The organism is Deltaproteobacteria bacterium, from assembly GCA_016178705.1.
Classification (GTDB): domain Bacteria; phylum Desulfobacterota; class Binatia; order HRBIN30; family JACQVA1; genus JACOST01.
Window position 1 is genome coordinate 34,822 of record JACOST010000029.1, and the last position, 25,709, is coordinate 60,530.

Here is a 25,709-nt window from a genome sequence, read left to right on the forward strand (position 1 = left end):
CGGCCTGTGCGGGTCTTGCCCCAGCGGCCGGTGCGGCTTCTGCCCCAGCCCGGGCACTCGGAGTTGGTGGGCGCACCGATCGACACGCACCGAGTCGGTTGGCAAGCGCCTTGCGTTGCCCATGGAGCAGCGCGCGATCACGCGACGCAAAAAAAACCGAAGGAGGTAGCGCATGACGCAGTGGAGTACGAAAGCAATGGCAGCGGGGCTGTTGAGCATCGGAGTGCTCGCCGGAACCTTGGTGACGGTTCCCGCCGCTCAGGCAAAGTCGAAGGGTAAGGGCACGCCCAGCGCGAGTGTCGATACCGATCACGATGGGTTGCCCGACGCGCTGGAGAAGAAGCTGGGAACCAACCCGAACAAGGCCGACAGCGACGGCGACGGACTCAGTGACGGCACCGAAGTGATGCTGCTGCACACCGACCCGTTGGACATAGATACCGACAACGACGGCTTGTCGGACGGCGAAGAGATCGAGATGCACTGCAACCCACTCGATCCGGACACTGACGACGACGGCATCGTCGACGGCGCCGACGACGATCCGCTCACCGACGACAACGGCGTCGATCAGTCAGCGGACCAGCACGGCGGACACGGCCGCGACGACGCTTCCGGTCATCACTAACCGAGCGGCGGTGGACGTCCACCCGCGAGCGGGACTGTCCGAACTTCGGGCGGTCCCGCCCTTCCTACAAGTTCAATTCGCCCACATCGATGCGGTGCTTCAACGCCGCATCGAGCCGCACATAGCTGCGCGCGCGGTCATCGCGGAAGTAGAGTGCGTCGGCAATGCGTTCCGGGTCATAGCCTTCGTCTTGCAGCCGCATCTTCGTGTGTTTGAGCGTGCCCGTGACATCCATCGCGGAGGCGAGCCGCACGAATAGCGGGCGCGCGTAAGCCGGCAAGGTTCGCTCCGCGAACGAGTAGTACGCCGCCGGATCGAACGGCGCACCGGGCGCAAGAACCACCAGTGCCATGCCGGCGCGGCCTTCAGTGCCGGGAACGTTCACGCCGTACACGGCCGTCTCGCTGACACCGGGCGCGCCATTGAGCAGTTCGGCGACTTCCTGCGTCGCGACGTTCTCGCCCTTCCAGCGAAACGTGTCGCCAATGCGATCGACGAAGTAGTAGTAGCCGGCCCGGTCACGCCGCAGCAGATCGCCAGTGCGCACGTACTGATCGTTCTTCGCGAAACAGTCGCGGACGATCTTCTGCTCGTTGTGCGCTTTGCTAACGTAGCCGTCGAAACTCATCATCGTCTGCTTTCCGATGATGCTGAGCAGCTCGCCAATCTCACCGGGACGACACTCGATCATGAAGCCATCGGCGCCGCGCACTGGCGCGCCCCGTTCCGCGTCGTAGCGCACCAGTTTCAGTTGCTGATGCGTGAACGGCGCGGAGCGGCCGACCGATCCGACCCGGCCACGGCGATTCATCAGGCTCAAATTCGCTTCGGTCTGCCCGTAGGTCTCAATGATGCGCGGAATGCCGAAGCGCTCCATGAACTGGCGCCAAATGTCGGGCCGCAAACCCGGTCCGGACGCGACGCGAATGGCGTGTTGGCGGTCGCGCGGACTGGACGGCTGGCGCAGCAGGTAGCGACACAGCTCGCCGACGTACATGAAGTGAGTCGCGCGATGACGCTGCACATCATCGAGAAAATGGCTGGCCGAAAACCGGCGGCGCGAGGCGAATGCCGAGCCGTTGTGAAACGCCGGCGCGAAGCCGACGAAATTCGAGTAGCCGTGATAGAGCGGCGTCGGCGCATACGAGCAATCGTCCGGCTGCAGGCCGAGCACAATCTTGAGCGAGTTGCCGCCCATGGTGAAACGCGAATGGCGGATGATCGTCGGCTTGGGAAAGCCGGTGGTGCCCGAGGTGTAGATGTAGAGCATCACATCGGACACTTTCACGTCGGGGATGTCCGGCTCCGCGTCGCCGGCATCGGCAAGCGCTTCGGGCAATGACCGGAACGGCGTGCCGCGCAGGTCCTCTAGCGGCGCATCGGCGTAGACGACGAAGCCTTCGAGTGGCCCGAGCTCACGCAGCGCCGGCCAGCAGACCGCATCGGCGAGCACGATGCGCGCAGTCGAACTCTGCAGCACGTGGGCAAGCGCGGCGCCACGCAGGTTGGTGTTGATCAACGCGCCGATGCTGCCAAGCTTCGCCATCGCGCCTTCGGCCATCAGCATCGCCGGCGAGTTCTCCATCATGATGGCGACCGCGCCACCACGCGCGACGCCGGCACGCTTCACAAGGTTGGCGCAGCGATTCACCCCCGCGTTGTAGGCCCCGTAAGTGACGATCTCGTCGTCCTCGAAGCGCAGGAGCACGCGGTCGGGGATGGTCTCCGCCTGTTCCCTCATGAGGTAGCCGCAGGTGCGGAAGCCCGCCGCGCCGGCCTGCTTCAGCGCATCGCCAATGCGCTTGTAGTGCGGGAGTTCGCGCAAGTCTTCGATCAATGTAACGATGCGGGAGAGCAGATCCATGACCGCGCGTCTCTTACGGTGTGCGCGCCCACATGGTCAAGCGCGTGCAGCACCGCTGCGGCAGCGCGGCGGCGGCCGCGATTCACAACGTCAGCGGTGCGCGCCGGGGGATGGGGCGGCCAATTGCCATCAGGAACATCACGCTCTTGCCCGCAGCGTGCGGCGAAAAGAAGTCGACCACATCGTCATCGAAGAACGTGAGGCCGGTGGCACCGATGCCGAGCGCGAACGACGCGAGATACGCCTTGCCACCGCCGATCGCCGCTTCCAGTTGCGCGGCGCGATAGCCCCGGTCGCCGAAACGCGCGAGCACCGATCGCAAATCGACGAGCCAGTAGAGATTCACCGCCGCATCGGCTGCCAGCGGTTGGCTGAGATCGAGCTGACCCGCGTCGCGACGGAAGTCGCCTGCCCGCAGGAGTGCGAGCGCGTCGCGGTCGCGATCGAACACGTACGCACCCGGCGCGAGCCCATCGACGGCGTTGACGATGAGATACACCTCGCTCAGCGTGGTGCCGGGCTCCAAAAAGTCGGCGACGACGCCGCGTGTAATCGTGCGCAACAGAGTGGAGAGCGGAGCGAATCCGATCGCGTCGTGCGCGAACTCCCGCGTCGAGCCGCGCCGCAGGATGACTTTCTCGATGGGCTCCGCGGATGCGGCGAGTGACGGCACGAGCGAAACGTGCGCGCCGGCCGAGGTGAACCGCGGCAATGGCGCCAATGCGCCTCGCCATGCCGCGACATCGTCGACAGACGCGAGCGACGACGCCGCGTGCACCGCCCGAATCGCAGGGTACTCCACTTCACGCGACGACAGCGGCACCGTCTCCAACTCGAGCGGAACGACCGGTGGGGTCGCGGGCGCTGACCCAGCGCCGCGGCTGAGCGCAACCAGAGCGAGCGTCACTTCGCGCTCATCGTCAAGATCCAGCAGTTGGTTGAGCTGTTCGTCGACGAAGCCGAGGACAAGGTGCGCCGGCAGATCGCGCGCGGCCGCCACCGCGAACAGGTTGGCGAGCAGTGTGCCGCTGTCCCAAAAGCAGTGGCGATAGGTCCGCGCCTGATACTTCCAGGCGTTGCGCCAGAACGTACTGGTACACGCGATGATCGCGGGTGCGGCGGCGATGGCCGGTTGGTTGCCGCTGGCGCTGACGACCGCCGCGCGAAAATCGCCCGCCCGCAATTGGCGCAGCGCGAAATCGTGCGGACTGAAATGATAGACGCCGGCGGTCAGCTCGGGCAGCTCACCGCAAATGAGGTACAGATCGATATGATGCAGATTGCCGGTACACGCCTGCGCGCGGAAAAACACTTCACGGCCGGGATACGAGCGGCGCCGCAAGACGCCGGCGGTGAAGTGGAACACAGGCGCCAGCGTCGCGAGATCGAGCTCCCGGCCGTCGCTATCCACGGGAGGATCATCCGCGATCGTCTCGAGCGCCGAGCGCCGCGACGTCGCGAAGTCGCGCGGCAACGGGATCGGCGGCAGCTGCGGATACACCTTGAATGGCAGCGGCATAATGTCCCACTCGAGCATGTGCCGTGAGCGACGCACGCTGGCTACCGAATGCTTGGTGGCCTCGTGGTACGCCCATGCTGCGGTGTGCACTACGGCCGCGTGCTCCCGATCATCCACGACGCGAGCTTACACCGTTCGCACATACCCGAACAGCCGCCGCAGGCTGCTCGGAATTGGGACGCGTCAGGCGGCGACAGCTTGCTTCAGGTTCGGGCTCAACGGAAGCCAGACGCGGAAGTTGGATCCCTGCCCCACTGTGCTTTCAACGCTGACGTGACCACCGAGCAACTCCAACAACCGGCGCACAATGTGAAGCCCCAAGCCGACGCCGCCAAAGCGACGCGTCGCCGAACCGTCGCCCTGGCGGAAGGGCTCGAAAATGATCGCCACCGTCTCCGGCGCGATGCCGATGCCGGTATCGCTCACCGCGACCTCGATGCCATCCGCCTGCGGCTGGATGTCGACCGTTACCCCGCCCTGCTCGGTGAACTTGAAGGCGTTGAGGATCAGGTTCTTGAGGACGACTTTCAGCTTCGCTGGGTCGCTGTGGAGCACCGGCAGATCGGGGGCCATGCGCCACTGGCAGTAGAGCCCGTTGCGCGTGCCCACCTCGCGGGTCTCGGCGTCCAGCTCGGCCGCCAGCGAGTGCAGGCTGATCGTCCGCAGATCAAGCGACAGGCGCCCGGCGTCGAGGCGGCTGAGGTCCAACGTGTCGCTGACCAGCGTCAGCAGCTCGGCCGTGCTCTTTTGGATGCGCTGCAGGCTGTCGGCTTGATCCGGACTGAGGCTGCCAAACACGCCCTCGAGCAGCAGCTCGTTGTACCCCGTGATGATGTTCAGCGGCGTGCGGAGTTCGTGCGACATGGTGGCTACGAATTCTGATTTCAGGCGATCCGCTCGCTTGAGCTCTTCGACGAGCCGCGCGTTCTCGATCGCCAGCGACGCCACATGGGCGATGCCGCGAGCCAGCTGCTCTTGTCGCGGCGTCGGCCCCGCGCAGTCATCACTCTGGCAAGCGACGAGGACTCCCACGATCTCGCGGCCCCGGCGCAGAGCGCCGTAGAGGGCCGCATGGACACCGGCCTCCCGCTGCAACGCCGCCAGCGGGAGCGGCTGGGCCGCCGCGGTCGATAGCAGCGCGACGTCATCGCCAGCGAGCGCGTCCACCACCGCCGCTCGGGTGAGTTTGGGAAACGCCACTCCTGCGCTGCCCTTCATCGCATGACACGCCGACATCTCCACGAACGAGTCCTCCGCGGGCCGCCACATCAACACGTGGCTCGCGCTACACCCGAGTGTATCCACTGTGACACGACAGAGGAGATCGAGGAGGAGCGGTGTATCGAGCACTGCGATCAACTCCCGCCCGACGCTGGCAAGCGCCGCCGCGACTTCCGCTTGCTCCCGTTGTCCTTGGTACATCTCCGCGGCATCGATCGCCACCGCCAGCTGGCGCGCGATCCCCTCGCAGAGCGTCACTTGATCCGCATCAAACGCGCGGCCGGCGCCAGCGTGCGCGGCGACCAACGTACCGAGGTGCCGGCCATGGACGCGCATCGGCACGGCCACCAAGGCTGTGATGCCGAAGCGTTGCCACAGCGCGGCCGGTACCCACGACTGCGCAACCATCTCATTCAACACCAGCGTCTGCCCGTGGCCGAGCGCGCGAGTCACCGGCTGATCGCGCTGAAATCGCAGCGCCGTCAAGTCGGCGAGTTGGTCCGGCGGCACACCGCAATGGGCACGGAGCCCGACGGTATTCGTGATGGGATCAGTGAAGAACGTGGCCACGCGGTCACACGGCAACACCGCGGCCGTGCATCGCTGCACTCGGTTGATCAACTCATCGAGATCCAACGTGCCGCTGATGTCACTCGCGATTTCGAGCAACACGCCCGCGCGCTGCTGCGCCCGCTTGCGCTCGGTGACGTCGCGGGCGATGCCCTCGACCCCGACGGGTTGACGATCGCGATAAACCAAGCGCGTGTTCACTTCGACGGTGACCCGGCGACCGGCTTTGGTGATGAGATCGATCTCGTAGGCCGGAGGCTTCTCGCCCGCCAACTGACGGGCGATGGTCTGTAGCGCGAGCGGCAGATGCTCGGGGGTAATGATCTGCGTGATATTCAACCCGATCACCTCTTGTCGACGGTAGCCACTGATGCGTTCGGCGGCTTGATTGATCGATGTGAAGTTGCCCGCCAGATCGTGTGTATAAACAATGTCGTTCGCGTTCTCGACCAGCTCGCGGTAGCGCTCTTCGCTCACGCGCAGCGCCAGCTCCGCACGCTGGCGCGCGCGCCGGATCTCCGTGTCGCGCAACTCACGCGCCACCGCCGGCAACAGGCGGCCCAAATTGGCCTTGTCGATGAAGTCGCGGGCACCTGCCTCCATCGCCGCGATCGCCAGACGCTCGTCGATCATGCCCGAGACGATGATGCAGGGCACATCAACCCCACTGCGGGTCACGACCCGCAGCGCCTCGGGCGCATCGAAGTTGGGCATGCGGTGATCGACCACGATGAGATCCCACGGTTGGCGGGTGACGGCCGCTTCCATCGCCGCCGCCGTATCCATCCGCTCATAGATGACGTCGTAGCCGCCACGCCGCAATTCGCGCAACGACAACTCCACGTCGTCGTCGGAATCCTCGGCGAACAACACCCGCAGCGGTCGCGCGGCACGCAGCCCGCGCGGTACCGCGGCCGGCGGCTCCGCAACGCGGCCGGCATCCAATACACCGGCTCGCTCAATCGATCGTCGTGTCGAGGCTGGGTGCACACTGATCGCCGCAGCAAGTGACGCGCCATGAGGCCAGCGGAATGTTGGGAGTGCGGCGGCGTGAAAAGTCAGAGCGGCTTGCTCCCATCGGCAGGCCAGGTACGCGCTGCTTCGCTGCGGCAAATTTGGCGATCCACACAACATCGTCATCCAGCTGTCATCGCAGCCGTGTTCGCGGCGTGGCCGCCGCATGGCGATTTCATGTATGATTGCACCGATGGCGAAAGCTCAACGCTGCTTGATGTGCGGCGACGTGATGTATCATCTGACCAGTCTCGGCGGAGCGGTCGATGATCAATGGCCAGAGCGTCGTGCCGATGCGCGGTTCGGGACGATCCTGGTGTGTCCCCACTGCGAAGCCGAACACGTCACGACGATCGACAACACCCCCGGCGCGGCCGGCGTCCTGCGCGTTCGCGCGCTGAAGCCCCGCGATTGAAGCTTCGGCTCGGCCCCTCGATACGCAGCCTTCGGCTTCTACTCGGGACTGCGACTCGGGGAAGCGGAACTTTTCGGGAGCCCAACCGCAGGGCTGAATCGCGAGAGTACCGCGCTACAGCTTGGCGATGATGCGGTCGCCGAACTCGTGCAAGCCCTTCGATAGGCCGTCTTGATCGAAACCGGGCGGCGGGATCGTCAGCCGCGTGATGCCCATATCCTGATAGCGGCGCACGGCATCGACATCCAACTTTGGTCCGGCGCCGGTGGTCAGCTCGATGGTCTCGGGCTTGCGGCCGATCTTGGCGCATTCGTCGCGCAGGATGGCGAACAGCCTGGTCAGCGTCTCGCGATCGCCACGAGCGGGAAAAAACCCGTCGCCAAAGCGCGCGGCACGGCGCGCGGCGCCGTCGGCATGACCGCCGACGATGATCGGCACACCCGGCTGCTGCACCGGTTTCGGATTCGACTCCACGGCAGCCCACTTGTAGTACTTGCCGGCGAACGGCTTCGCTTCGGGCTGCCACAAGGAACGGATCGCGCGGATCGACTCGGTCGTGCGCCCCGCCCGTTCCTTGAACGGCACGCCCACCGCATCGAACTCCTCTTCCAGCCAGCCGATGCCAACGCCAAGCAGCGCGCGACCGTTGGAGAGCACGTCGAGCGTGGCCATCTCTTTGGCGACATACACCGGGTGCCGCTGCGGGAGGATCATCACGCCGGTGCCGAGCCGCAACTTCTTCGTCACCGCGGCGGCAAACGCAAGCGGCAGCACCGGATCGGGAATCGGTGAGTTCTCCGGCCCGGGAATCTTGCCGCTCGAACTGTACGGATACGGCGACTGGTAGCCGACCGGGATGACGACGTGCTCGACAGTCCAGATCGATTCGACGCCGACTTCCTCCGCCGTGCGCGCGAGGTGAGCCAGGTTTTCCGGAAACATGAACGGTCCCGCATTGGCGAACATGATACCGAATTTCATCCAACCCTCCCGTCGCAGACTCTAGCGCGCGAGCGATTTCAGTACGGCGAGAGACGGCGCGAAAAACGTTGCGCCCGACACCGCCTGCGTGAAGTTCATCAAATGATCGTAACGCCCGTCCCCGCTCGTGCCCATCATGCGGCCGAGCATCTTCTCGGTTGTGTCGAGCGTCTTGGTGTAGGCCAGGAAGAACAACCCCGCTTCGGACACCGTGCCGTACGGGAAGCTATGACGCACGATCTCCAGCTCTTCGCCATCCTCTTCAATGACCACCCGGGCGATGTGCGCGCTCGCCGGCTTGACCAAGTCGGACAGTTCTTTGCTGTCCTTCTTCCGCCGACCGATGACACCCTCTTGCGCGGCCTGCGGCACCTCGACCCACTTCTTGAGATTGTGGACGTAGCGCTGCGTGAACACAAAGCTGCCACCGGCGAAGGCGCGATCCTCGGCGCCGATCAACGCTACCGCGGCACGCGCCTTGCCCTTCGGATTTTCGGTGCCGTCGATGAAGCCGGTCAGATCGCGGCCGTCGAGGTAGCGAAAGCCGTGCACCTCATCCATCACTTCGACGCGATCACCCAATTGCACCGCGATGCGCTGCGCCAGCTCGAAATTGAGATCGGGGCGCTTCGAGAGAATGTGACAGAGTAGATCACCGCCGGTCTTCGGCGCAGTGCGACCTCCAGCGCTGAGCGGTTTGAACGGCCGCAGTCCGACGGGTCGTTTGCCGGGCGAGATGACGTCCCACATTTCGGGACCGAAGCTGATGTTGCAAACCAGCTTCGCGCGCCGATCGAGCGCGCCGACCTTGTTGATCAGCGCCGGAACGCTAGCAGCGATCCGCGCCACCTCACGACCGTTGGTCGCGCCGTCGCGCACGCGCCAAATTACAAACTGCGCATGTGGACTCGGTTCGGGAATAATTCCAGATTGGGGTTGCGGCATTTGAGATCTCCTTTGTTCTGCTCCGTCCCCCAGCGGAAGCGGGGACCCTAGTGCCCTTCGGCGCGAAACTTCTCCAACCACTTGCGCCCAGACTCGGCGTCCTCGTTGCCCGGCACGTGCAAGCCACGATCGACCGCCGGCCGTGCGCGCCTAAGCTCCTTCTGTTCGTTCTCTTGCAGCTTGAGCGCGCACGCGTTGTACGGCATCTCCAGCTCTTCGAGCATGGTGGAGGCCTTCCAGCCGTTGGGAGTCTGGGCGGTGTAGAGATCAATCATGACAGTCCCCTCAATGTCGCGTACTTGTCCGAAGCGCAGCGCAAACGCAACCGGCGCGTAACGTCTACCGACAGTTAGCCCTGATTTGACAGAAGGTTCACCGCCGAGAACGCGGAGAGCGCCGAGAGCGAGCGTAAGGTCCGCTGCGCGCAGACCAAATCGACGTTGGGTCTGGCTTCGGGCATCCGTCGCTGCGGCTCTGCGGCTCTGCGTGAGCTTCTTCTTTCTTCGGATTGGTATTAGATTCACCCGATGCGCGTCTCGCTCGAACTCGCCCTCGATCTCGACCATGCCGACGATGCCGCGGCGCAGCGTCGGCTGACGGCGCGAAAGCTTTGTCGGCCGGAGGCGACGATCACTGCGGTGCGCGTGCGCAAGCGATCGCTCGACGCGCGACATGTGCCGGTCACGGTCCATCTCCAAGTCGACGTCTACTGCGACGAGCCCGTACCCGAGGAGGAACTGCCGCGGCCGAGCTATCGCACGGTGAGCGGCGACCGCTCGGTGGTGATCGTCGGCTGCGGGCCGGCGGGGATGTTTGCGGCGTTACGGCTGATCGATCTAGGCATCAAACCGATCGTACTCGAACGCGGCAAGGATGTCCGCGCCCGGCGGCACGATCTCGCCGCGATTCAACGCCACGGCATCGTCGATCCCGATAGCAACTACTGCTTCGGCGAAGGCGGCGCCGGCACCTACTCCGACGGCAAGCTCTACACCCGTGCCACCAAGCGCGGCAGCGTCGATGCCGTGCTGCGCACACTAGTGGCGCACGGCGCACCGCCGGATATCTTGATCGACGCGCATCCGCACATCGGTTCAAACAAACTGCCTACCGTCGTCACCGCGCTGCGCGACAGCATCCTGCAGGCCGGTGGAGAGATTCGATTCGGAGCTCGTGTGACCGACCTGGTCATCGATGCGCACCAACGCCTGCGTGGCGTCGTCACCGCCGGCAACGACGAGATCATCGCCAACGCCGTCATCCTCGCCACCGGGCACTCAGCGCGCGACATTTTCGCGCTGCTGGCCACTCGCGCGGTTCGTATCGAAGCCAAGCCATTCGCCATGGGTGTGCGCGTCGAGCACCCGCAACCGTTGATCGACGGACTGCAATATCATGGCGCGCCCGATCCACGGCTGCCCGCCGCGAGCTATCGGCTGGCGACCACCATCGGCGAGCGCGGCGTCTTCTCCTTTTGTATGTGCCCCGGCGGCTTCATCGTTCCCGCCGCAACGCAGCCGGATGAAGTCGTGGTCAATGGGATGAGCCTGTCGCGCCGCGATTCACCGTTCGCCAACTCGGGCGTTGTCGTCTCGGTCGAAGCCGCCGACCTCGACGCGTACCGCCTCCACGGCGCGCTGGCGGGCATGCACTATCAGCACGCGCTGGAGACAGCGGCGGCGACAGCTGGTGGAGGCCAGCAACGCGCCCCGGCGCAACGGCTCACCGATTTCCTCGCCGGCCACCAGTCAGCCACCTTGCCGGCGACCAGCTACCACCCGGGCATCACCGCCGCGTCGCTGCACACGCTGCTGCCATCGCAATTGGTGCAACGGCTCCAAGACGGGTTCAAACGTTTCGGTGCATCGATGCGCGGCTACGTCACCGAGGAAGCGGTGCTGGTCGGCGTCGAGACCCGCACCAGCTCGCCGGTGCGCATCCCGCGCGACGCGGATTCGCTGCAGCATCCCGAGATCGCCGCGCTCTACCCGTGCGGCGAGGGTGCCGGCTACGCCGGCGGCATCGTCTCGGCTGCGCTCGATGGCATCCGCGTTGCCGACGCCTGCGCCGCCGGCGCGCGTTGATCTCGATGCCTCACTTGCGATCAGCGGCAGTGATCGACTAAGAGTCGCCACGCCGTACGGCGGTGCCAACCAGTGGAGGATGAGATGATGCGAAGCGACCTGAAGCCTTGCGCGCCGCAACCACGAGTAGTGCATGGTCTCACACTCGCGATACTACTCGTCGGCTGCGGCGGCCACGAGTTCGTGACGCGCACCGCAGCGGGACAACCAGCGTGCGTGATTCGCAATGTCCGCGTCTTCGATGCGCCGCGCGCGGCGTTGCTTGATGGGCTGCGTGACGTGATCGTGCGCGACGGCCGCATCGCCGCGGTCGCGGCGCCGGGCGTCGCCGCGCCGGGACTCGTCGAGGTTGACGGTCATGGCGGGACGCTGCTGCCGGGTCTGGTCGACGTTCACACGCATACCGGCGGCGGGTCCAGCCCACCGTGGCACACAGCACTGCCGGCTCAAGAAGAAAACCTCGGCGCGTTCCTCTATGCTGGAGTCACCACCGTCCTCGATGCCGGGGCGCTCACGCCGGCGATCTTCCAACTGCGCGACCGCGTGCGCTCGGGCGCCGTCCTGGGACCGCACTTGTACGCCGCCGGGCCGATGTTCACCGGCCCGAGCGGCCATCCGGTTGGACTCATGCGCACCAACTTGCCGTTCTGGATTCGCTGGTACGTGCTACCGCGGATCGCGCGCGAGGTCGGGACACCCGACGCCGCGCGCCAGGCGGTGGCCGATCTCCTTCCTGATCATCCCGACGTCATCAAGGTCGCCGTCGACGACCTCGTGCCCGGCGAGCCGCGCATCGACACCGCCGTGATCGCCGCTATCGTCGCCCGCGCGCATGAGAGCCAGGTGCGCGTCGTCGCGCACATCGGCCAGTCGCGCGATGCCGTCGATTCCGTCGGCGCCGGCGTCGATGCGCTCATGCACGACGTCTACACCGAACAGATTACTGACGACGCGGTGGCGAAGATCGCGGCGGCGCATGTTCCCGTCGTCGCCACCGTCGGCATCTGGGATGCCGTCGAGCAACTCGGGACGCTGCGCCCCGAAAGCGTTTCGCCGCTCACGCGGGAGATCGCGCAACCCGCAGTGCTCGCCGCCCTTGCGGCGTTCCCCAGTGATGGCGAGCGCGAGCACACCACGACAATGACTCAGCCCATACGCGCGGGACACGCGGCACGGCGTGCGAACGTCGCCAAGCTGCGGGCGGCCGGGGTCACGATCCTAGTCGGCAGCGATGCCGCGAACGCCGGTCAGTTCCCCGGCGCCAGTCTCCATGACGAGTTGGCGAAGCTGGTCGAGTCGGGGATGACACCGGGCGAGGCGCTGCGCGCCGCCACCGTCGAGAACGCGCAATTCCTCGCCGGCCCACACGCCGACTTCGGCGCGGTGGCAGAAGGACAACGCGCCGATCTCGTCTTGGTCGAAGGCGACCCGACCGCCGACATCGCCGCGACGCAACGCATTACCCGCGTGTGGCTCGACGGCGTCGAGCTGCTCCGTCACGCGCGCCCGGCACAGTGAGGCTTCGGTGACGTTAGGTGCGCGTAAGCTGGCCCTCGATACGATCGCTTCGCGATCTACCCGGGGCAAACGGATTTTCCAACACCGTGACCAACAACCGTTTCCCCGAGTAGCGGCATCGAGTAGAAGCCGAAGGCTTCGTATCGAGAGGCCGCGTATCGAGGGGCCACTTCTCATACCCCCAACAGCCAAAGCCGGCAGGAGCAGGCCGATGAATCAGATGGATCAATGGATTGAGTCAACCCTCACCCATCTCACGCTCGACGAGAAGGCTCTCCTACTCGGCGGTGTCGATTTCGGGCACACCCGCGCTATCGAACGGCTCGGCGTGCCCTCGATCAAGATGACCGACGGACCGAACGGTGCGCGCGGCAATCCCGACGGCACCGCCACTGCCGTGTGCTTCCCGGTCGGCACCGCGTTGGCGGCAACGTGGAACGTCGAGTTGCTTGGTGAAGTCGGGGCAGCGCTCGCCGACGAAGCGAAGACCAAGGGTGCGCAGATCTTGCTCGGCCCGACAGTCAACATCCATCGCTCGCCGCTCGCCGGACGCAACTTCGAGTGTTACTCCGAAGATCCGCACCTCACCGCGCGCATCGCCGTCGCCTACATCCGCGGACTGCAAGCCCGCAACGTCGGCGCCTGCATCAAACACTTCGTCTGCAACGACTCGGAGTTCGAACGCCACTCGATCAGCTCGCAAGTGGGCGAGCGCGCGCTGCGCGAGATCTACCTCGCGCCGTTCGAGGCCGCGGTGGCCGAGGCCGAACCGTGGTCGGTGATGGCGGCGTACAACCGCATCAACGGAATCTTCGCCTGCGCCAATCGGCGTCTGCTCATCGACATCCTCAAACGCGAGTGGAAGTTCGCCGGTCTGGTGATTTCCGATTGGCTCGCGGTGCAAGACACGGTCGAGACCGCCAGCGCCGGCACTGATTTGGAGATGCCGGGCCCACCGCGGTTCTACGGACGCGCGTTGGCGGCGGCGGTACAGCGTGGCGAAGTGCCTGAGTCGGCCGTCGACGACAAGGTCCGCCGCCTGCTGCGAGTCATCTGGCTCTCGGGCCGGCGCGAACAGCCGGAGGAAATCGCCGAGCATGCCGTCGATCGCCCGGAGCACCGCGCATTGGCGCGCCGAGTCGCCGCCGAAGGCATGGTCCTGCTCAAGAACGAGCAAGCGACGCTGCCGCTCGCTATCGCGAAGCTGCGCACGCTCGCGGTGATCGGACCCAATGCCCGCGTCGGCGTCATTCAAGGCGGCGGCAGCTCGATCGTGCGGCCGCACTACGCCGTGCATCCGCTCGCGGCGTTGCGAGAACGCTGCGGCGAACGGGTGAACGTCATTCATGCGGCGGGCTGTCGCATCGACCGTTACTGCCCGCGCCCAGAAGCCGCCTTCTTTCAACCACTCGATGACGGTCGCGGGCTGCGCATCGAATACTTCGACAGCGACGATCTCAGCGGTCCCGTCGTCGCCAGCCGCACTGTGCGCGGCGTGACCTGGGCGTGGTTCGATCCGCTCCCCGGCCTGTCCGCGCCGAATCGATTCTCGGCGCGCTGGATGGGCACGATCGTGCCGGCGCACAGCGGGCGTTACGTGTTCGGGCTCAGCGCGATCGGTCGCTGCCGCATGTTCATCGACGGCGCGGCGGTGCTCGACAACTGGAGCGATCCGCAACCGGGAGAGTTGTTCTTCGGGCGCAGCTCGCGCGAAGTCAGAGCCGGCGTTGATCTGATCGTGGGAAAACCCGCGGCGGTGGTGATCGAGTACAGCTCGCAGGGACCGGGGCTCGCCGCGATTCGCTTCGGCGTGGTGCCACCGGAGGCCAGCGATCTGATGGCGGAGGCGGTCAACGCCGCGGCCAGCGCGGATGCCGCGATCGTGATCGTTGGCACTGACGGCGATTGGGAAACCGAGGGCAGCGACCGCGTCGACATGCACCTGCCCGGCCGGCAGAACGAACTGATCGAGCGCGTCGCCGCCGCCAATCGAAACACCGTCGTCGTGCTCAACACCGGGAGCCCGGTGACGATGGACTGGCGCGCGCGCGTGCCGGCGGTGGTACAAGCATGGTTCCCCGGCCAAGAGTTCGGCAACGCGCTGGCCGACGTATTGTTCGGCGACGTCGATCCGGGCGGACGCCTGCCGACAACGTTCCCGCGGCGTCTGCAAGATAACCCGGCTTTCATCAACTACCCCGGCGAAAACGGCGAGGTCGTCTACGGCGAGGGCATCTTCGTCGGCTATCGCTACTACGACACCAAGGAGATCACGCCCCTGTTCCCATTCGGCCACGGGCTGTCGTACACGACGTTCGCGTACAGCGACGCAGCGACAGCGCACCTCGACGGCGCGGTCGAAGTAACGGTGACAGTTGCCAACGTCGGCGAGCGGACGGGCACCGAGGTCGTGCAGCTGTACGTACGCGATCGGGAGGCCAGTCTGGCGCGGCCGGACAAGGAGTTGAAGGCGTTCGCCAAGATCGCGTTGCGAGCAGGAGAGCGCACGACAGTGCGATTCCGCTTCGGCCAGCGCGCCTTTGCGTTCTACGATCCAGCGCGCGCAAACCCGAAATGGATCGCCGAGCCCGGCGAGTTCGAATTCCTCATCGGCTCGTCGAGTCGCAACATCCACGCGGTGGTCCCGTTCGCGCTGAGCGAGACGATCACGGCGGACGTTTCGGATGTGTCATCCTGAGCCGCCTCGCGCCGCCACCCGCACCTTGATTCAAATTTCAATGGCTGGCCCCGAGCCTCTCCCCGTGGCCCGATCTCGCCAAGAAATAGTGCGCCCGCGTGCGCGCCGCTCCCGGGCGAGCGGTTCGTAGTCCGACTCACGTCCGCTTCACGGTGTCACCAGGACTTACAACCCCTGTGGCGATGTCGGAAACGGGGCAGGTAAGCCCCTCGCGGTAGCCGTTTTTCGGACGAAGGGCCACCGCATCAGTAGATTGCACCGGTCGGCCCGAGGGACGTGTGGCTGCTCACCTGCCGGTGGAGGTCGGAACGCACAATCTCGAGTTTTGGGCCGCCCCGGGTGAGGATGCGCGTCAGAACGGCTGGCCACGTCTCGCTTCGAAGTTTGACGGCCTCTTTCACCTTAGGCAGAGTTCGCCCCAGTGGCGCTGAACTCTCCATACCTGTTACTACCTGCCTCAACTGAGGGAGAAGCCCCGCGAAGCCAAGGCGGATGGGACACTCGACCAGTGCATCGCGAACAGTTCTCTGTGCCTCACGATGAAGCCGCAGATGGCAGCGGAGAAGCGACCTCCGAAGCGGGCGAGACGCATGAAGCGGACGGCTGAACTGAGACGACATACGCGAGGCCGCAGCGGCGGACGCGCTGGGGGATCGGGGTACGACTATCAGGATCTCTACGTCGCCCTTCACCTCGCCGAGCTCCTCATGGGCGCTCGTGACCCGCTCGTCGAGGTTCTATGGGAGAAGAAGGCGCTTGACCCCGGCGATCCGACCGGCCGGGCGGAGGCTGTTCACGTCGATGATCTGATCCTCGCACGACAGAGCGGCTCTTGGACGTATGTTCAACTGAAGGAGACCGCACCGCGCGGGGGATGGTCGGTTCGTAAGTTTGTCCAAAGCGGAATTGCGGACCAGTTCTGGCGGCAGTGGACGACACGACCCCTGGAGCAGCGCAACCGGGTGACGGTCCTCCTCGCAACGAATGGCGATGTCGCCTCGCTCCGGGACCTTATCGACGTCGCGCAGCGGGCACGCACACCGGCCGAACTCGTGAGCGAGGAAGGTGCGGCGCTCACGGCACCGAGTGTGGCCCTCATCGCTGACGCGCTCTCGCTCCCGGCCACGAGTATTGAGCTCCTCTCGTACTTGAAAGCGATCGATGTGGTGCAGTTGCCGAGCGCCGTCGACCTCGATGCCTGGATTACGCAGCGACTCGTGGCGTTCGGCGAGAAGGCACCCGCGATCACGGATCGCCTCGTCCGCCTCATCGCAGAGAGTAAGCACAGCGGCGCGTCCGCGAGATCCTCATACACGCGACAGACGCTCATCGACCGCCTCCTCAAAGACGGCCTTGCCGCCGACGATCTCATTTCCGCCGGTGTCGTTCGCGCCGCGCCGGTGACGTCGGCGGCAGCGTGGGTGAGTCATCGCGCGGAGATCGTTAAGCAGTTCCGGCGCTTTCGACTCTACGGCCTCAATATCGCGAAGCCTGTCTACGCGGACCTTCTGACGCTCTTCGTGGCACCCCTCCTGGCGCGCGCTGGTCGAGGCGAAGATGCGGGCAAATATCAGCGTCGTGACCTAGATGACCGACCCACGCTTGCGGATCGCGTTTTGCGTGAGGGGCGCGACGACGACTTTCACTGGGAGAGAGGCAGACCCGGCGTCGTGGAGCTTGCGGCAGCTCTCAACGAACACGGCCGGATCGGGTTTGTTGCCGGACCAGGTACCGGGAAGACGACAACACTCAAGTGGCTCGCGCTCGTGAGTGCGCTCGACGACGATGAGGGTCGGCAATGCCGCATCGACATTGGCTTACCACCAGAGCCCCTTATCCCGCTTTACGTGTCATTCAGGCAGTTTGCCCGGCGCGTGCGCGCGAGGGAACTCGGGGGTGTTCAGGGCCGCGTCGGTCTCGTCTCTGATTTCATCGCGGCGCAGCTAGAATCGGGGCTCGCGGGCGCACCATCGTCCCGCGAAAAGGCGCTCCAGATCGCGCAGTCGCTCCTCGAATCAGACCGAACACTCCTCCTGTTCGACGGGCTAGATGAGGTCTCGGACGACACAATGCGCGACACCCTATTCACGGCGGTTACAGATCTTATCGAGACCTACAAGGCGCCGCGTGTGATTATTGCGTCCCGACCGGCAGGGATCCGCCGCTTCCGACCACACGCCAATCTCGCGCTCTTCGAGCCTCTGCCACTCGGTCGCGAGCGGCGTGCCCTCTTTGCGCGCCAGTGGTACAGAGCGGTTCGTGTTGAGGGAGACACGTTCCTCACTGAGACCGAGATTGCGTCGAAGAGCGCCGATCTCGCCCGCGACGCCGAGGCGCTTGTTGACCTGACGTCGAACCCCCTGCTGCTCTCGATCCTCGCACTCATTCACTTCAACCGCGGCGGTCTTCCCGTTGATCGCGCGACGCTCTACGACCACGCCACCGTCGCGATGCTCGGGCACTGGGAACGTGACGTAGCAGGACGAGATCTTGGCGACGATGCGATCCCGCGCGATTGGGCACAGGTGCTTCAACTCAACGCCGACCAGATCCGTCTTGTCGTCGAGCGACTTGCATGGCGTCTCCACGAGAAGGGAGTCGCCGAAGTCTCGACCGAGGCGGTGGAAGAAACGCTGGCCCACGCGTTCAAGGAGTTGGCGCGGCGGGCATCGCACCCACCGAGCGATCGGGCGGCCGTGATGGTGCGACTCCTTGTTGACCGATCCGGCCTCCTTCTGGAACGGGATCCCGGTGTCCTTAGCTTCGCACACTTAAGCTTTCGCGACTACCTGGCAGCGTGCGACCGCGTGCGCTCCGATGAGGCAGGCCTCCGTCAGCTCGTAGCGTTTTCGTCCGATGATGCGCACGACGAGCTTCTTCGCTTCGCCCTTGGAATCATCTATCTCGAAAAGGCGGACGGTGTGGAACGAGCGCGGACGCTTCTTTCACACCTCGGCGAGGTCGCTCCAACCCTAGCGGTTTCGTGTCTCCTCGATGCACCCGACATCGCGATGGACGGCGCAACCATCAATCGGCTCGCGCACGGCGTGTGGATCGAGGCGGATCGCGGGCACCACCGCCCGGGCGTCGCCGCGCGGCTTCTTCGTGTGCTCTTCCTCCGCAGCGCTGATCCCGATCGCCTTCTCGTCGCGCTCCTCGCGCGCGGAGAGCACGACCGCCATCGGATGGGATCAGATCTTGCGTTTCGCCTGCTTCTTGAACGGCCCGACGGCCCACTAGCGCCGGAACTTGCCTGGTTGCTCCGCCGTGTGGCGGTGCTCCCCCAGGCGACTCATCGACACCGGGAACCATTTGCGCCTTTCTCCGTTCAAGGTGTCGCGCGGCTGTTGTTGGCAGAGGCGGGTAGCGGCAGTCCAGCCGACAACGTCGAAGCACTCGCAACGCTTCTCGGGCGGCATCATTGGGCGGGTGACGCTTCCGATGACGAGCGAACGGCAGACAAGCGGGCGAAGCATGTCCTGCTCAACGCATTGCGGTCGGGCGACGGAGCAAGCGTTGGTGCGCGACTCGAATCGCTCCTGACAACTAAAGGGTCCGGGTTTGACCGGACCGCCGTTGCGCGGCTCATGATGGAGGCGAGAGCGCCGGCCACGCCTCTCGTCATAGATGTCCTCGTCAATGCGCTCGACGAGGCGCCGGAGCGGGATGCCGTCAGCGAAGGTCTTTCGACCTGGATGGCTGATCCCGGATCGGATTCCGTCGTTCGCTACGGACTAGAGAAGGGGTTTCACAATGGCAATCAGGCGGTGCGACGCGCGTGCGCACGTCTTCTCGGTCGGGTAGATCTCCCGCTCCCGCCGGAGGCAAGCCGATCCGGGAATGATGAGGAGGAGAAGCAACGCGTTGGGGAGATTCTCAGGTTGTTGGACGACGCTGGCACGCAGGGGGAGGCCCTCACATTGCTCGAAGATGAGCTGTGGGACGAGAATTTGCCCGTCGCGTGGCAGGCGGCACTCGCGCTCGCCACCGCCGGCCGATTCGAAACACCGGGCCTTGCACACGCGTTAGTGCGGGTGGGGTTTGCCTGGGACCTCCGACAAAGGATCGCGGTTCAGTACGTCCGTCAGATGCTGCGTGATCCTCGCTCGGCACGCGCGACGCGCGCGGCGATTCTAGAGAGTCTTGAAAGCTCACACAGCGGAACCGCCGCGACGTCTGCGTTCCTCCTCCTCGAAACGGAAGGCGTGGACTTGGGAACGAATCTGCCGCACATCCTCCAAGCGGCGCTCCGCGAAACAGCGCGTCTCGATGACACCATCCCGCACCTTCAGCGCCTCTTGAGGAGCGACAATGCAGAAGAAACTGCAGCCGTTCTCACCAGCTATCTCAGTTCCACAACGAATCTCGATAGTGCGGTCGCGGGACGCCTCGCGATCCTCTTGGCCGACGAGGGAGCGAGCGGCTCGTGGACTCTCGCACGTGAGTTAGTGCTTCATGGTGCGGGCACTGAGTCTACACGCCCTCAGGCGAACGTGCACCTTCGTACGATGCTTGACGACCACTCGGTTTCATCGGAAGTCAGGCGTGCGCTCTCGGAGGGGCTAAAATCGAGCGACAGTCGGGTCGCGTGGAACGCGGCACGTCTTCTTTGTGAACGCGAAAGTTTTTTCGAGGAGCATCTCCCTGATGTTCTTGTTCGCGCGGGTCTTGGTCACCACGAACGCACGGAGCGAACGGCCGCTCACCAATGGCTCTGCAAGATGTTGGCACGTCCGCGACTCGCCAAGCGTACGCGGAAGGCCCTTCAGGACGGCATCGAAGACGCGCTGAACCGGGGCCGGCAGTACGGGAAGAACTACGAACTCGCGTGGGAGGCGGCAAGCTGCCTCGTGTCTGCGACCGTGATGGAAGCGGACAATCTCCCCGAGGCGGTGATTGTTGGCGGTTTCGCCGAACTGACCCGGCACGAGCATGTGATGGCCCTGCTTCGGAAGCTGTGTGCGGCGAAGCCGGAGCTCGCCGCGGACATCGAGGAAACCCTTCGGGAGTCGCTCCGGGCGGAGGACACGACCGTGCGATGGGGAGCCGCCACCGCCATCCTTGAGATCTTTCCTGAAACAGTGTCGGAGAGTGCGCGGCTCGTCATCGAACGTCGGGAACATCGTCACGACGAGAGTGACGACGATGAAGATGCGTCCAAGAAGTCCGAAGCGTTCCTTGCTTCATTGACGCGCGTTCTCCTGCAGCAGTCCCGAGAGAACGCGGCCGCGCACCGGCACCTCGAACGACTGCTAGCGTCGACGGACGACGGCCCGGCGATTCGCCTCGGACTCATCACGCTCCTCGAACAGAAGGATCGCGATGATGCCGACTGTGATGCCGTTGCTCTCGGTGCTGCTGAGTGTCTAGTGAAGATCGACAGGTACGAGACGAAACACATTGCGACCGCCGTCGTGAAGGGCCCCCTGGGGCGGGATCCACTTCACGTAGACGCTGCGCGTCTCCTCGACACGCTGCGTGCCAATCCATCCACGGCGGGACTCGTCGCGGACGCGCTCGGCACCGCTCTGTGGTCCGATGATGGACGCGTGGCTGGTGCCGCGGCGGAGTATCTCGTGCGTCGCGGTGAGTCGGATTTCCCAGGTGTTGCGCGCGGCCTTGTACGGGCACGCGCCGATCATCACCGACGCAGGTGGGACCCCGAGGCGCACGTTCAGGCGTTCCTGCGCGACAGCCGTATGCGCCAGAGTGTTCTCGATGCTTTAGGCGCCGCAGTCTTTGATGACGACGAGGAGACGAGCTACGATACCGCGCGTCTGCTACTCGGCGCCGGCGGTCGTCTCTCCGATCGAATCCTAGACGTGCTCGATCGGAAAGCCCGTGTGGACGCGCCGCTCGGGCCACTTGCGCTACTGGCGACGACCGGCCAGGTGGACAATGCGCGGCGCCTCGCGGAAGGTCGCGGCATGCGAGATCTTGTCGCGGTCTTAGGGCGAGAGTCCGTGTGACATGACGAAGCCCAAACAACCGCGCGTGCCCCGGCATGCGCCGAAGATGCTCTGCTTCGCCGCGGTCAGATCCGATGTGCGTCAGGTGCTGCCGCGCCTCCGGCCCCACCCATCGCTTGCCCGGACTCCGGGTCGTCTGTCCCGATGAGTTCGTCCCATCGGAGTCGGTAGCGGCGTTCGCGCTCAAGAAATGCCCGTTCGCCGCCTTCCAGGAGCTCGCATACCGCTTTCCTGATCTCTCGGTTTTCGAGCGACCCACTCCGGTACGTGATGCTTGGGAGCCCTCCGCTCGGTCCGCGGATGGACTCCGCCACGATCACTTGGTCAGCGTCGGTGTTCACAACCAAGTTCGCGTTGTGCGTCACGACGATGACTTGCCGACGTTTTCGAGCAGCGCGGAAATAGAAGACCAGCTCGTCGAATACCGACTTCGGGTCGAGGTTTTCCTCCGGCTGGTCTATGATCAGTGGGCGTCGGTCCTGGTCGTCGATCGCCAAGTAGAGGAGCAGAAGGACGATACCCCTGGTTCCTGGAGACAGTCGCTCGATGGGCACGCCGTCGTAACGGATGCCGTACTCCAGAGTGACGTGATCCGTCGAGTAGAGCCATGCCCCCAACGACTGGACCCACGCGTGACGATCCTCTGCCTTGACAGTGCTCGGCCGCCCCTCCAGAAGGTCGCTGTGGTACGTCTTCCGGAATACGTCCATCGCCGTTGCGACCGTCTCCGCAGAGCCGTCGCGCCACGCCGCGAGGAGTTCCCGCTCGGCTATCTCGCGCAAGTTTCCGCGGCCCCGAAATCGCCCTGCTGTGCGCAGATCGAGAAGTCGCTCCCCAGCCTCGACCCACGAGCCCATATCGACGAGGCGATGCACGAAGAAATCGAGCTTAGCGAGTGCGCCCTCGGCCCGAGCTAGCTTTTTGCGCAGAGGTCCATAGAGTTCCTCCAGCACCTCCTGCTCTTCAAGCAGGCCGCCAAAGACGGCAAGATAGCTGTCACGTCGCTGAGCCAGGCATTCTCTGCGGCGTCCTTCGGCCCCTTCGGCGTGCTTGATCTCGCGATCGATGCTGCCAAGTCGCGCTTCCTGTTGTGCGATCGTTCGCTTCACCTCATCAAACTTCCGCTGCTTAGTCACATCGACGCCCACGTCCTTCCGGGTCTCGTCGCGTCTCCTGCGAAGCAGCGCAAGCGGCCACTTCAAAAGCGGCGTTGTGACTTCGTCCACGAGTACTGATGGGTCTCCATCGAGCAACGTCTTAGTGGCGCCGTCGGTGTCCTTGATTGCGTTGCGGATGACTCCATCCGCGTCACCCGCGAACTGCATCCGAAACGCCTTCCACTCCTCTTCGGACAGCGCCGCCGCTGCGAACGTTCGCTGCATTTCCGCAAACCGCCTTGGTTCGATCTGGTTGAGGATGTGCTCGCGTTCCTGCTGGAGCTCGCCCCGTCTCTGGCGCTGCAACTGGAGACGTTGCAGCTCCCCTTCCGCCTCCGAGCACGCCTTGTCGATGGCTGCCAGCTGTCGCGCGCGTTCCTCCTTACCCTTAGGGATGAGCGTCAGAAGTTCCTTCTTAGCCTTCTCGATGGCTTCGGCGATTCCCTTGCGTGTCTTGCGCTTTGCGTCGAGGCCGTCACGCAGGATGTCCTCCCTGGCGATCGTGTCGCTTGCCGACAGGATGAGTTCCCTGAGTTCATCCCGGCGACGTCGAATTGCCTCCAGTCGAGCATCCTTGAGTTCGTCGAAGGAAGCGGCTCCGAGGCGGTCTGCGTCATCGGTGGCCTCAAAGATCACTCGCTCGATCTCATCGCGCAGCTGCGTTGCTAGGCCAGCGGACGAGCAGAGTTGCTCCACGAACTGCTGCGACAGATACCGCGCGTCGGCAGCTTCGTCATCGACGCCGCCGTTAGATTGTGGCTGAAGCTCCGCGCTGTGTTTCGCTCCGTCGCCCCAGCGGAGTTCAACGCGCGCGGATCCAACGAGATTCTCGGGATGCGTGGCGCGTCGAAGAAACGACGATTCGGCAAGTGCCCCACCGAGCGAACGTGTGCCCTGTGCGACTATGTCAGCCAGGGCGGTCTTGCCAGATCCACGCTCGCCAATGATGGCAACGAGCCCCCCGTTCATCTCGACCGTGCCGTTCGTGAACCATGTTGCATCGGAGACCGTTACACGGTCGATGCGGAATGCGGGCGACGTTTCCGGTGGTGGCGCCTCGCCAATCCAGGCCCGCTCTTCAGGCTCAATGACTGCTTGCCGCAACGTCTCGAACGTGAGGTCCCCCTTGAGCCAGCAGTATCGCTTTAGATCAGGTGTTAGAACCTTCTCGTGACGGTGCGCATCCGAGCCGTGAAGGCAGGGCTTGAGCGAGCGGTAGTGCTTTTCGATGACGCCCGGTGGGCATTGGGGGGTCTTCCCGAGCCAGAAGTCCCGCTGCGCGGGCGTGCCGGCAAAGATGATGTGTGCGAAGGATTCAAGATTCCATCGGCTAGCTTTGTACGAGTCGTCGCTCTGTAACCCGGCTGTGCCATCATTGGAGCCTCCGGCAACAGCAACAAGGCAGTTTTTCCTTAGCCACCCCTCACGGCGAAAGAGTTCGCGAAGCTGATCGAACGTGGCCTTGAACTGGTTGGCGCCCGTCTTGATCGCCCCTTGTCGATCCGTCTGGGTCGCATCGATTGCTCGCCCCAGCCGCTCGAAGTCGTCAAGAGTGCAGTGGTACGTTCGGTCTTCGGGCTCGAAGTGGAACTGAAGCTGCCCGAGAATCCGTTGAATCTCGCTTTCATGATCGGGATCGTCGGGAGAGAATAGGAGATGAAGGTTGATGGGGTGCTTCTTCTCGGTCTTGATGTCCAACCGCATTTCCACGTTCGGGAACAGAAGCTCCACGTTCGCGAGGCGTCCCTGCGCCTTCCGCTTTCTCACCTCGTGGTAGGCGTTGATACAGAAGTAGTCAGTGACGCCAAGGGCACGTACGGTCGGCACGGACGTTTCGATCTCCCCCAAGTACTTCTCCCAGTCTTCATGAAACGCGTCAACGAGTAGCGTTCCGGGCGCGTGTATATGCGGATCCCAGCGGTGCCACTCCGAACCCCGGGGATTGAACAATACTGTGGAGTTCATCCGCGACTATGGAATCATGGAGCCATCGCTCAACGCAAGGAGTCGTGAATCGCTATTCATCATCACGTCGAGACAAGTTCGGTCTGGAAAGTGGACTTCCGCTTCCGTTCGGCCGCATCGAATAGTGGTCAGCCGTCAGCTCTCGGCAACCGGCGTGGGATCTCGCGGCTCGCCGCATCTTGTCTAGTCGCTGCTTGCCCAGCAAGTCGTCCATGGGCGGTTGACGCACCAGCCGTCAACCTTCGGTCTCCGTATCGCCGTGGTCAAGAAGAGAGATTCTTCGCTTCGCTCAGAATGACATACGGGGAGCTTTACGCCTTTGCACTCGGCCGCGCGGATACTGCGGCATGCCAGCGCGCCAGATTCTTCTGCTCGGGCTGAATCTTGATGGCGCTGACGCGGCCGAAGTCGATGCCGCACAATGCCGTGATGTCGGCGATGGTGTAGCGTGCGCCGGCGATGAACTCGCGCTGGGCGAGGACTTCGTCGAGCCAACCGAGTTGGTGCACCGCCTGCTTGCGACAGACCTCGCCCCACTCGGGCACTTGCGGAATGCGGCCCTTGAAGAACGGATGCCCGTTGCGAAACACCTGCGCAATCGGAATCAAAACTTCCGACTCCATCCGGCGCTGCCACATTTCGACCAGCGCCCGGTCACGCGCATCGACGCCCATCAGCGGCGGGTTCGGCTGCGTCTCCTCGAAGTAGCGACAGATCGCCACGCTCTCGGCGATGCAGGTGCCGTCGTCGAGTTCGAGGACGGGCAGCACGCCGAGTGGATTCTTCTTGCGAAACTCCGGCGCGCGATTCTCCGCCTTGCCGATGTCGACCTGTTCGTAGGGCACGCTGATGCCCTTCTCGGCGAGAAAGATGCGCACGCGGCGCGGGTTGGGAGCGGTCTGGCTGTCGTAGATTTTCATCGTCCTCTCCTTCGCAAGAAAATTTTCACCGCGGAGACGCTGAGGCGCAGAGAGAGCCCGAGGAAGCCATCATCCGTCCTGCCTTCCCCTCCTCTCGGCGTCTCAGCGTCTGCCATGGTTCGGTTTGTCAAGGGGCGGGATGAAAGCCACACCTCTTCTCTGCGGGGGCGGCGGGGTGGTGGTCCGCGCGCAGCCGCACCGGGCCACTGGCGTTGATGGTTGTCTCCCGGTGAACCTCCCA

Annotated in this window: 13 protein-coding genes and 1 pseudogene; 6 read left to right on the plus strand and 8 right to left on the minus strand. The window is 64.5% G+C overall.

What is annotated here, in order from left to right; translation table 11 throughout:
• The first annotated feature begins 172 nt into the window (after positions 1-172).
• Complete coding sequence (locus tag HYR72_20960) at positions 173-628, plus strand: hypothetical protein (protein ID MBI1817453.1); 456 nt, start codon at positions 173-175, stop codon at positions 626-628.
• A gap of 64 nt (positions 629-692) precedes the next feature.
• On the opposite strand, the gene HYR72_20965 is transcribed toward HYR72_20960, so the two are convergent.
• From HYR72_20965 to HYR72_20975, 3 genes are all read right to left on the minus strand, one after another.
• Positions 693-2,492 (minus strand): long-chain-acyl-CoA synthetase, encoded by a 1,800-nt coding sequence (locus tag HYR72_20965; GenBank protein MBI1817454.1) that lies wholly within the window; start codon positions 2,490-2,492, stop codon positions 693-695.
• Between the two features lie 82 nt (positions 2,493-2,574).
• On the minus strand, positions 2,575-4,128 hold the full coding sequence (locus tag HYR72_20970) for a SagB family peptide dehydrogenase (protein ID MBI1817455.1): 1,554 nt from the start codon (positions 4,126-4,128) through the stop codon (positions 2,575-2,577).
• Between the two features lie 66 nt (positions 4,129-4,194).
• The gene (locus tag HYR72_20975; protein ID MBI1817456.1) at positions 4,195-6,792 is read right to left on the minus strand and encodes a PAS domain S-box protein; all 2,598 of its coding nucleotides are present in this window, start codon (positions 6,790-6,792) and stop codon (positions 4,195-4,197) included.
• A gap of 217 nt (positions 6,793-7,009) precedes the next feature.
• Between HYR72_20975 and HYR72_20980 the strand changes: the two genes are divergently transcribed.
• Positions 7,010-7,231, plus strand: coding sequence for a hypothetical protein (locus HYR72_20980; protein ID MBI1817457.1), 222 nt, complete (start codon positions 7,010-7,012; stop codon positions 7,229-7,231).
• Between the two features lie 114 nt (positions 7,232-7,345).
• On the opposite strand, the gene HYR72_20985 is transcribed toward HYR72_20980, so the two are convergent.
• The 3 genes and pseudogenes from HYR72_20985 to HYR72_20995 form a co-directional block, all read right to left on the minus strand.
• Positions 7,346-8,212, minus strand: a complete 867-nt coding sequence (locus HYR72_20985) for an LLM class F420-dependent oxidoreductase (protein MBI1817458.1) — start codon at positions 8,210-8,212, stop codon at positions 7,346-7,348.
• Between the two features lie 21 nt (positions 8,213-8,233).
• Positions 8,234-9,157, minus strand: coding sequence for a Dyp-type peroxidase (locus HYR72_20990; GenBank protein MBI1817459.1), 924 nt, complete (start codon positions 9,155-9,157; stop codon positions 8,234-8,236).
• Between the two features lie 197 nt (positions 9,158-9,354).
• A pseudogene (locus HYR72_20995) lies at positions 9,355-9,432 on the minus strand (glutathione S-transferase).
• Positions 9,433-9,684: 252 nt separating this feature from the next.
• On the opposite strand from HYR72_20995, the gene HYR72_21000 reads away from it, so the two are divergent.
• From HYR72_21000 to HYR72_21015, 4 genes are all read left to right on the plus strand, one after another.
• A complete protein-coding gene (locus tag HYR72_21000) occupies positions 9,685-11,241 on the plus strand; it encodes an FAD-binding protein (GenBank protein MBI1817460.1) in 1,557 nt (518 codons plus the stop codon).
• Positions 11,242-11,325: 84 nt separating this feature from the next.
• Positions 11,326-12,759, plus strand: coding sequence for an amidohydrolase family protein (locus HYR72_21005; protein MBI1817461.1), 1,434 nt, complete (start codon positions 11,326-11,328; stop codon positions 12,757-12,759).
• A gap of 220 nt (positions 12,760-12,979) precedes the next feature.
• The gene (locus HYR72_21010) at positions 12,980-15,457 is read left to right on the plus strand and encodes a glycoside hydrolase family 3 C-terminal domain-containing protein (GenBank protein ID MBI1817462.1); all 2,478 of its coding nucleotides are present in this window, start codon (positions 12,980-12,982) and stop codon (positions 15,455-15,457) included.
• 590 nt (positions 15,458-16,047) lie between these two features.
• Positions 16,048-21,426, plus strand: coding sequence for an NACHT domain-containing protein (locus tag HYR72_21015; protein MBI1817463.1), 5,379 nt, complete (start codon positions 16,048-16,050; stop codon positions 21,424-21,426).
• Positions 21,427-21,491: 65 nt separating this feature from the next.
• On the opposite strand, the gene HYR72_21020 is transcribed toward HYR72_21015, so the two are convergent.
• Both HYR72_21020 and HYR72_21025 read right to left on the minus strand, forming a co-directional pair.
• The gene (locus HYR72_21020; protein MBI1817464.1) at positions 21,492-24,548 is read right to left on the minus strand and encodes an ATP-binding protein; all 3,057 of its coding nucleotides are present in this window, start codon (positions 24,546-24,548) and stop codon (positions 21,492-21,494) included.
• Positions 24,549-24,859: 311 nt separating this feature from the next.
• Positions 24,860-25,468, minus strand: a complete 609-nt coding sequence (locus HYR72_21025; protein MBI1817465.1) for a glutathione S-transferase family protein — start codon at positions 25,466-25,468, stop codon at positions 24,860-24,862.
• Positions 25,469-25,709: the final 241 nt, after the last annotated feature.

Excerpts from the sequence above, each read along its gene's own strand:
- HYR72_20960 (MBI1817453.1), top strand. The coding sequence starts at position 173 with ATGACGCAGTGGAGTACGAAAGCAATGGCAGCGGGGCTGTTGAGCATC.
- HYR72_20965 (MBI1817454.1), bottom strand. The coding sequence starts at position 2,492 with ATGGATCTGCTCTCCCGCATCGTTACATTGATCGAAGACTTGCGCGAA.
- HYR72_20980 (MBI1817457.1), top strand. The coding sequence starts at position 7,010 with ATGGCGAAAGCTCAACGCTGCTTGATGTGCGGCGACGTGATGTATCAT.
- HYR72_20985 (MBI1817458.1), bottom strand. The coding sequence starts at position 8,212 with ATGAAATTCGGTATCATGTTCGCCAATGCGGGACCGTTCATGTTTCCG.
- HYR72_20990 (MBI1817459.1), bottom strand. The coding sequence starts at position 9,157 with ATGCCGCAACCCCAATCTGGAATTATTCCCGAACCGAGTCCACATGCG.
- HYR72_21000 (MBI1817460.1), top strand. The coding sequence starts at position 9,685 with ATGCGCGTCTCGCTCGAACTCGCCCTCGATCTCGACCATGCCGACGAT.
- HYR72_21005 (MBI1817461.1), top strand. The coding sequence starts at position 11,326 with ATGATGCGAAGCGACCTGAAGCCTTGCGCGCCGCAACCACGAGTAGTG.
- HYR72_21010 (MBI1817462.1), top strand. The coding sequence starts at position 12,980 with ATGGATCAATGGATTGAGTCAACCCTCACCCATCTCACGCTCGACGAG.
- HYR72_21015 (MBI1817463.1), top strand. The coding sequence starts at position 16,048 with ATGAAGCGGACGGCTGAACTGAGACGACATACGCGAGGCCGCAGCGGC.
- HYR72_21020 (MBI1817464.1), bottom strand. The coding sequence starts at position 24,548 with ATGAACTCCACAGTATTGTTCAATCCCCGGGGTTCGGAGTGGCACCGC.
- HYR72_21025 (MBI1817465.1), bottom strand. The coding sequence starts at position 25,468 with ATGAAAATCTACGACAGCCAGACCGCTCCCAACCCGCGCCGCGTGCGC.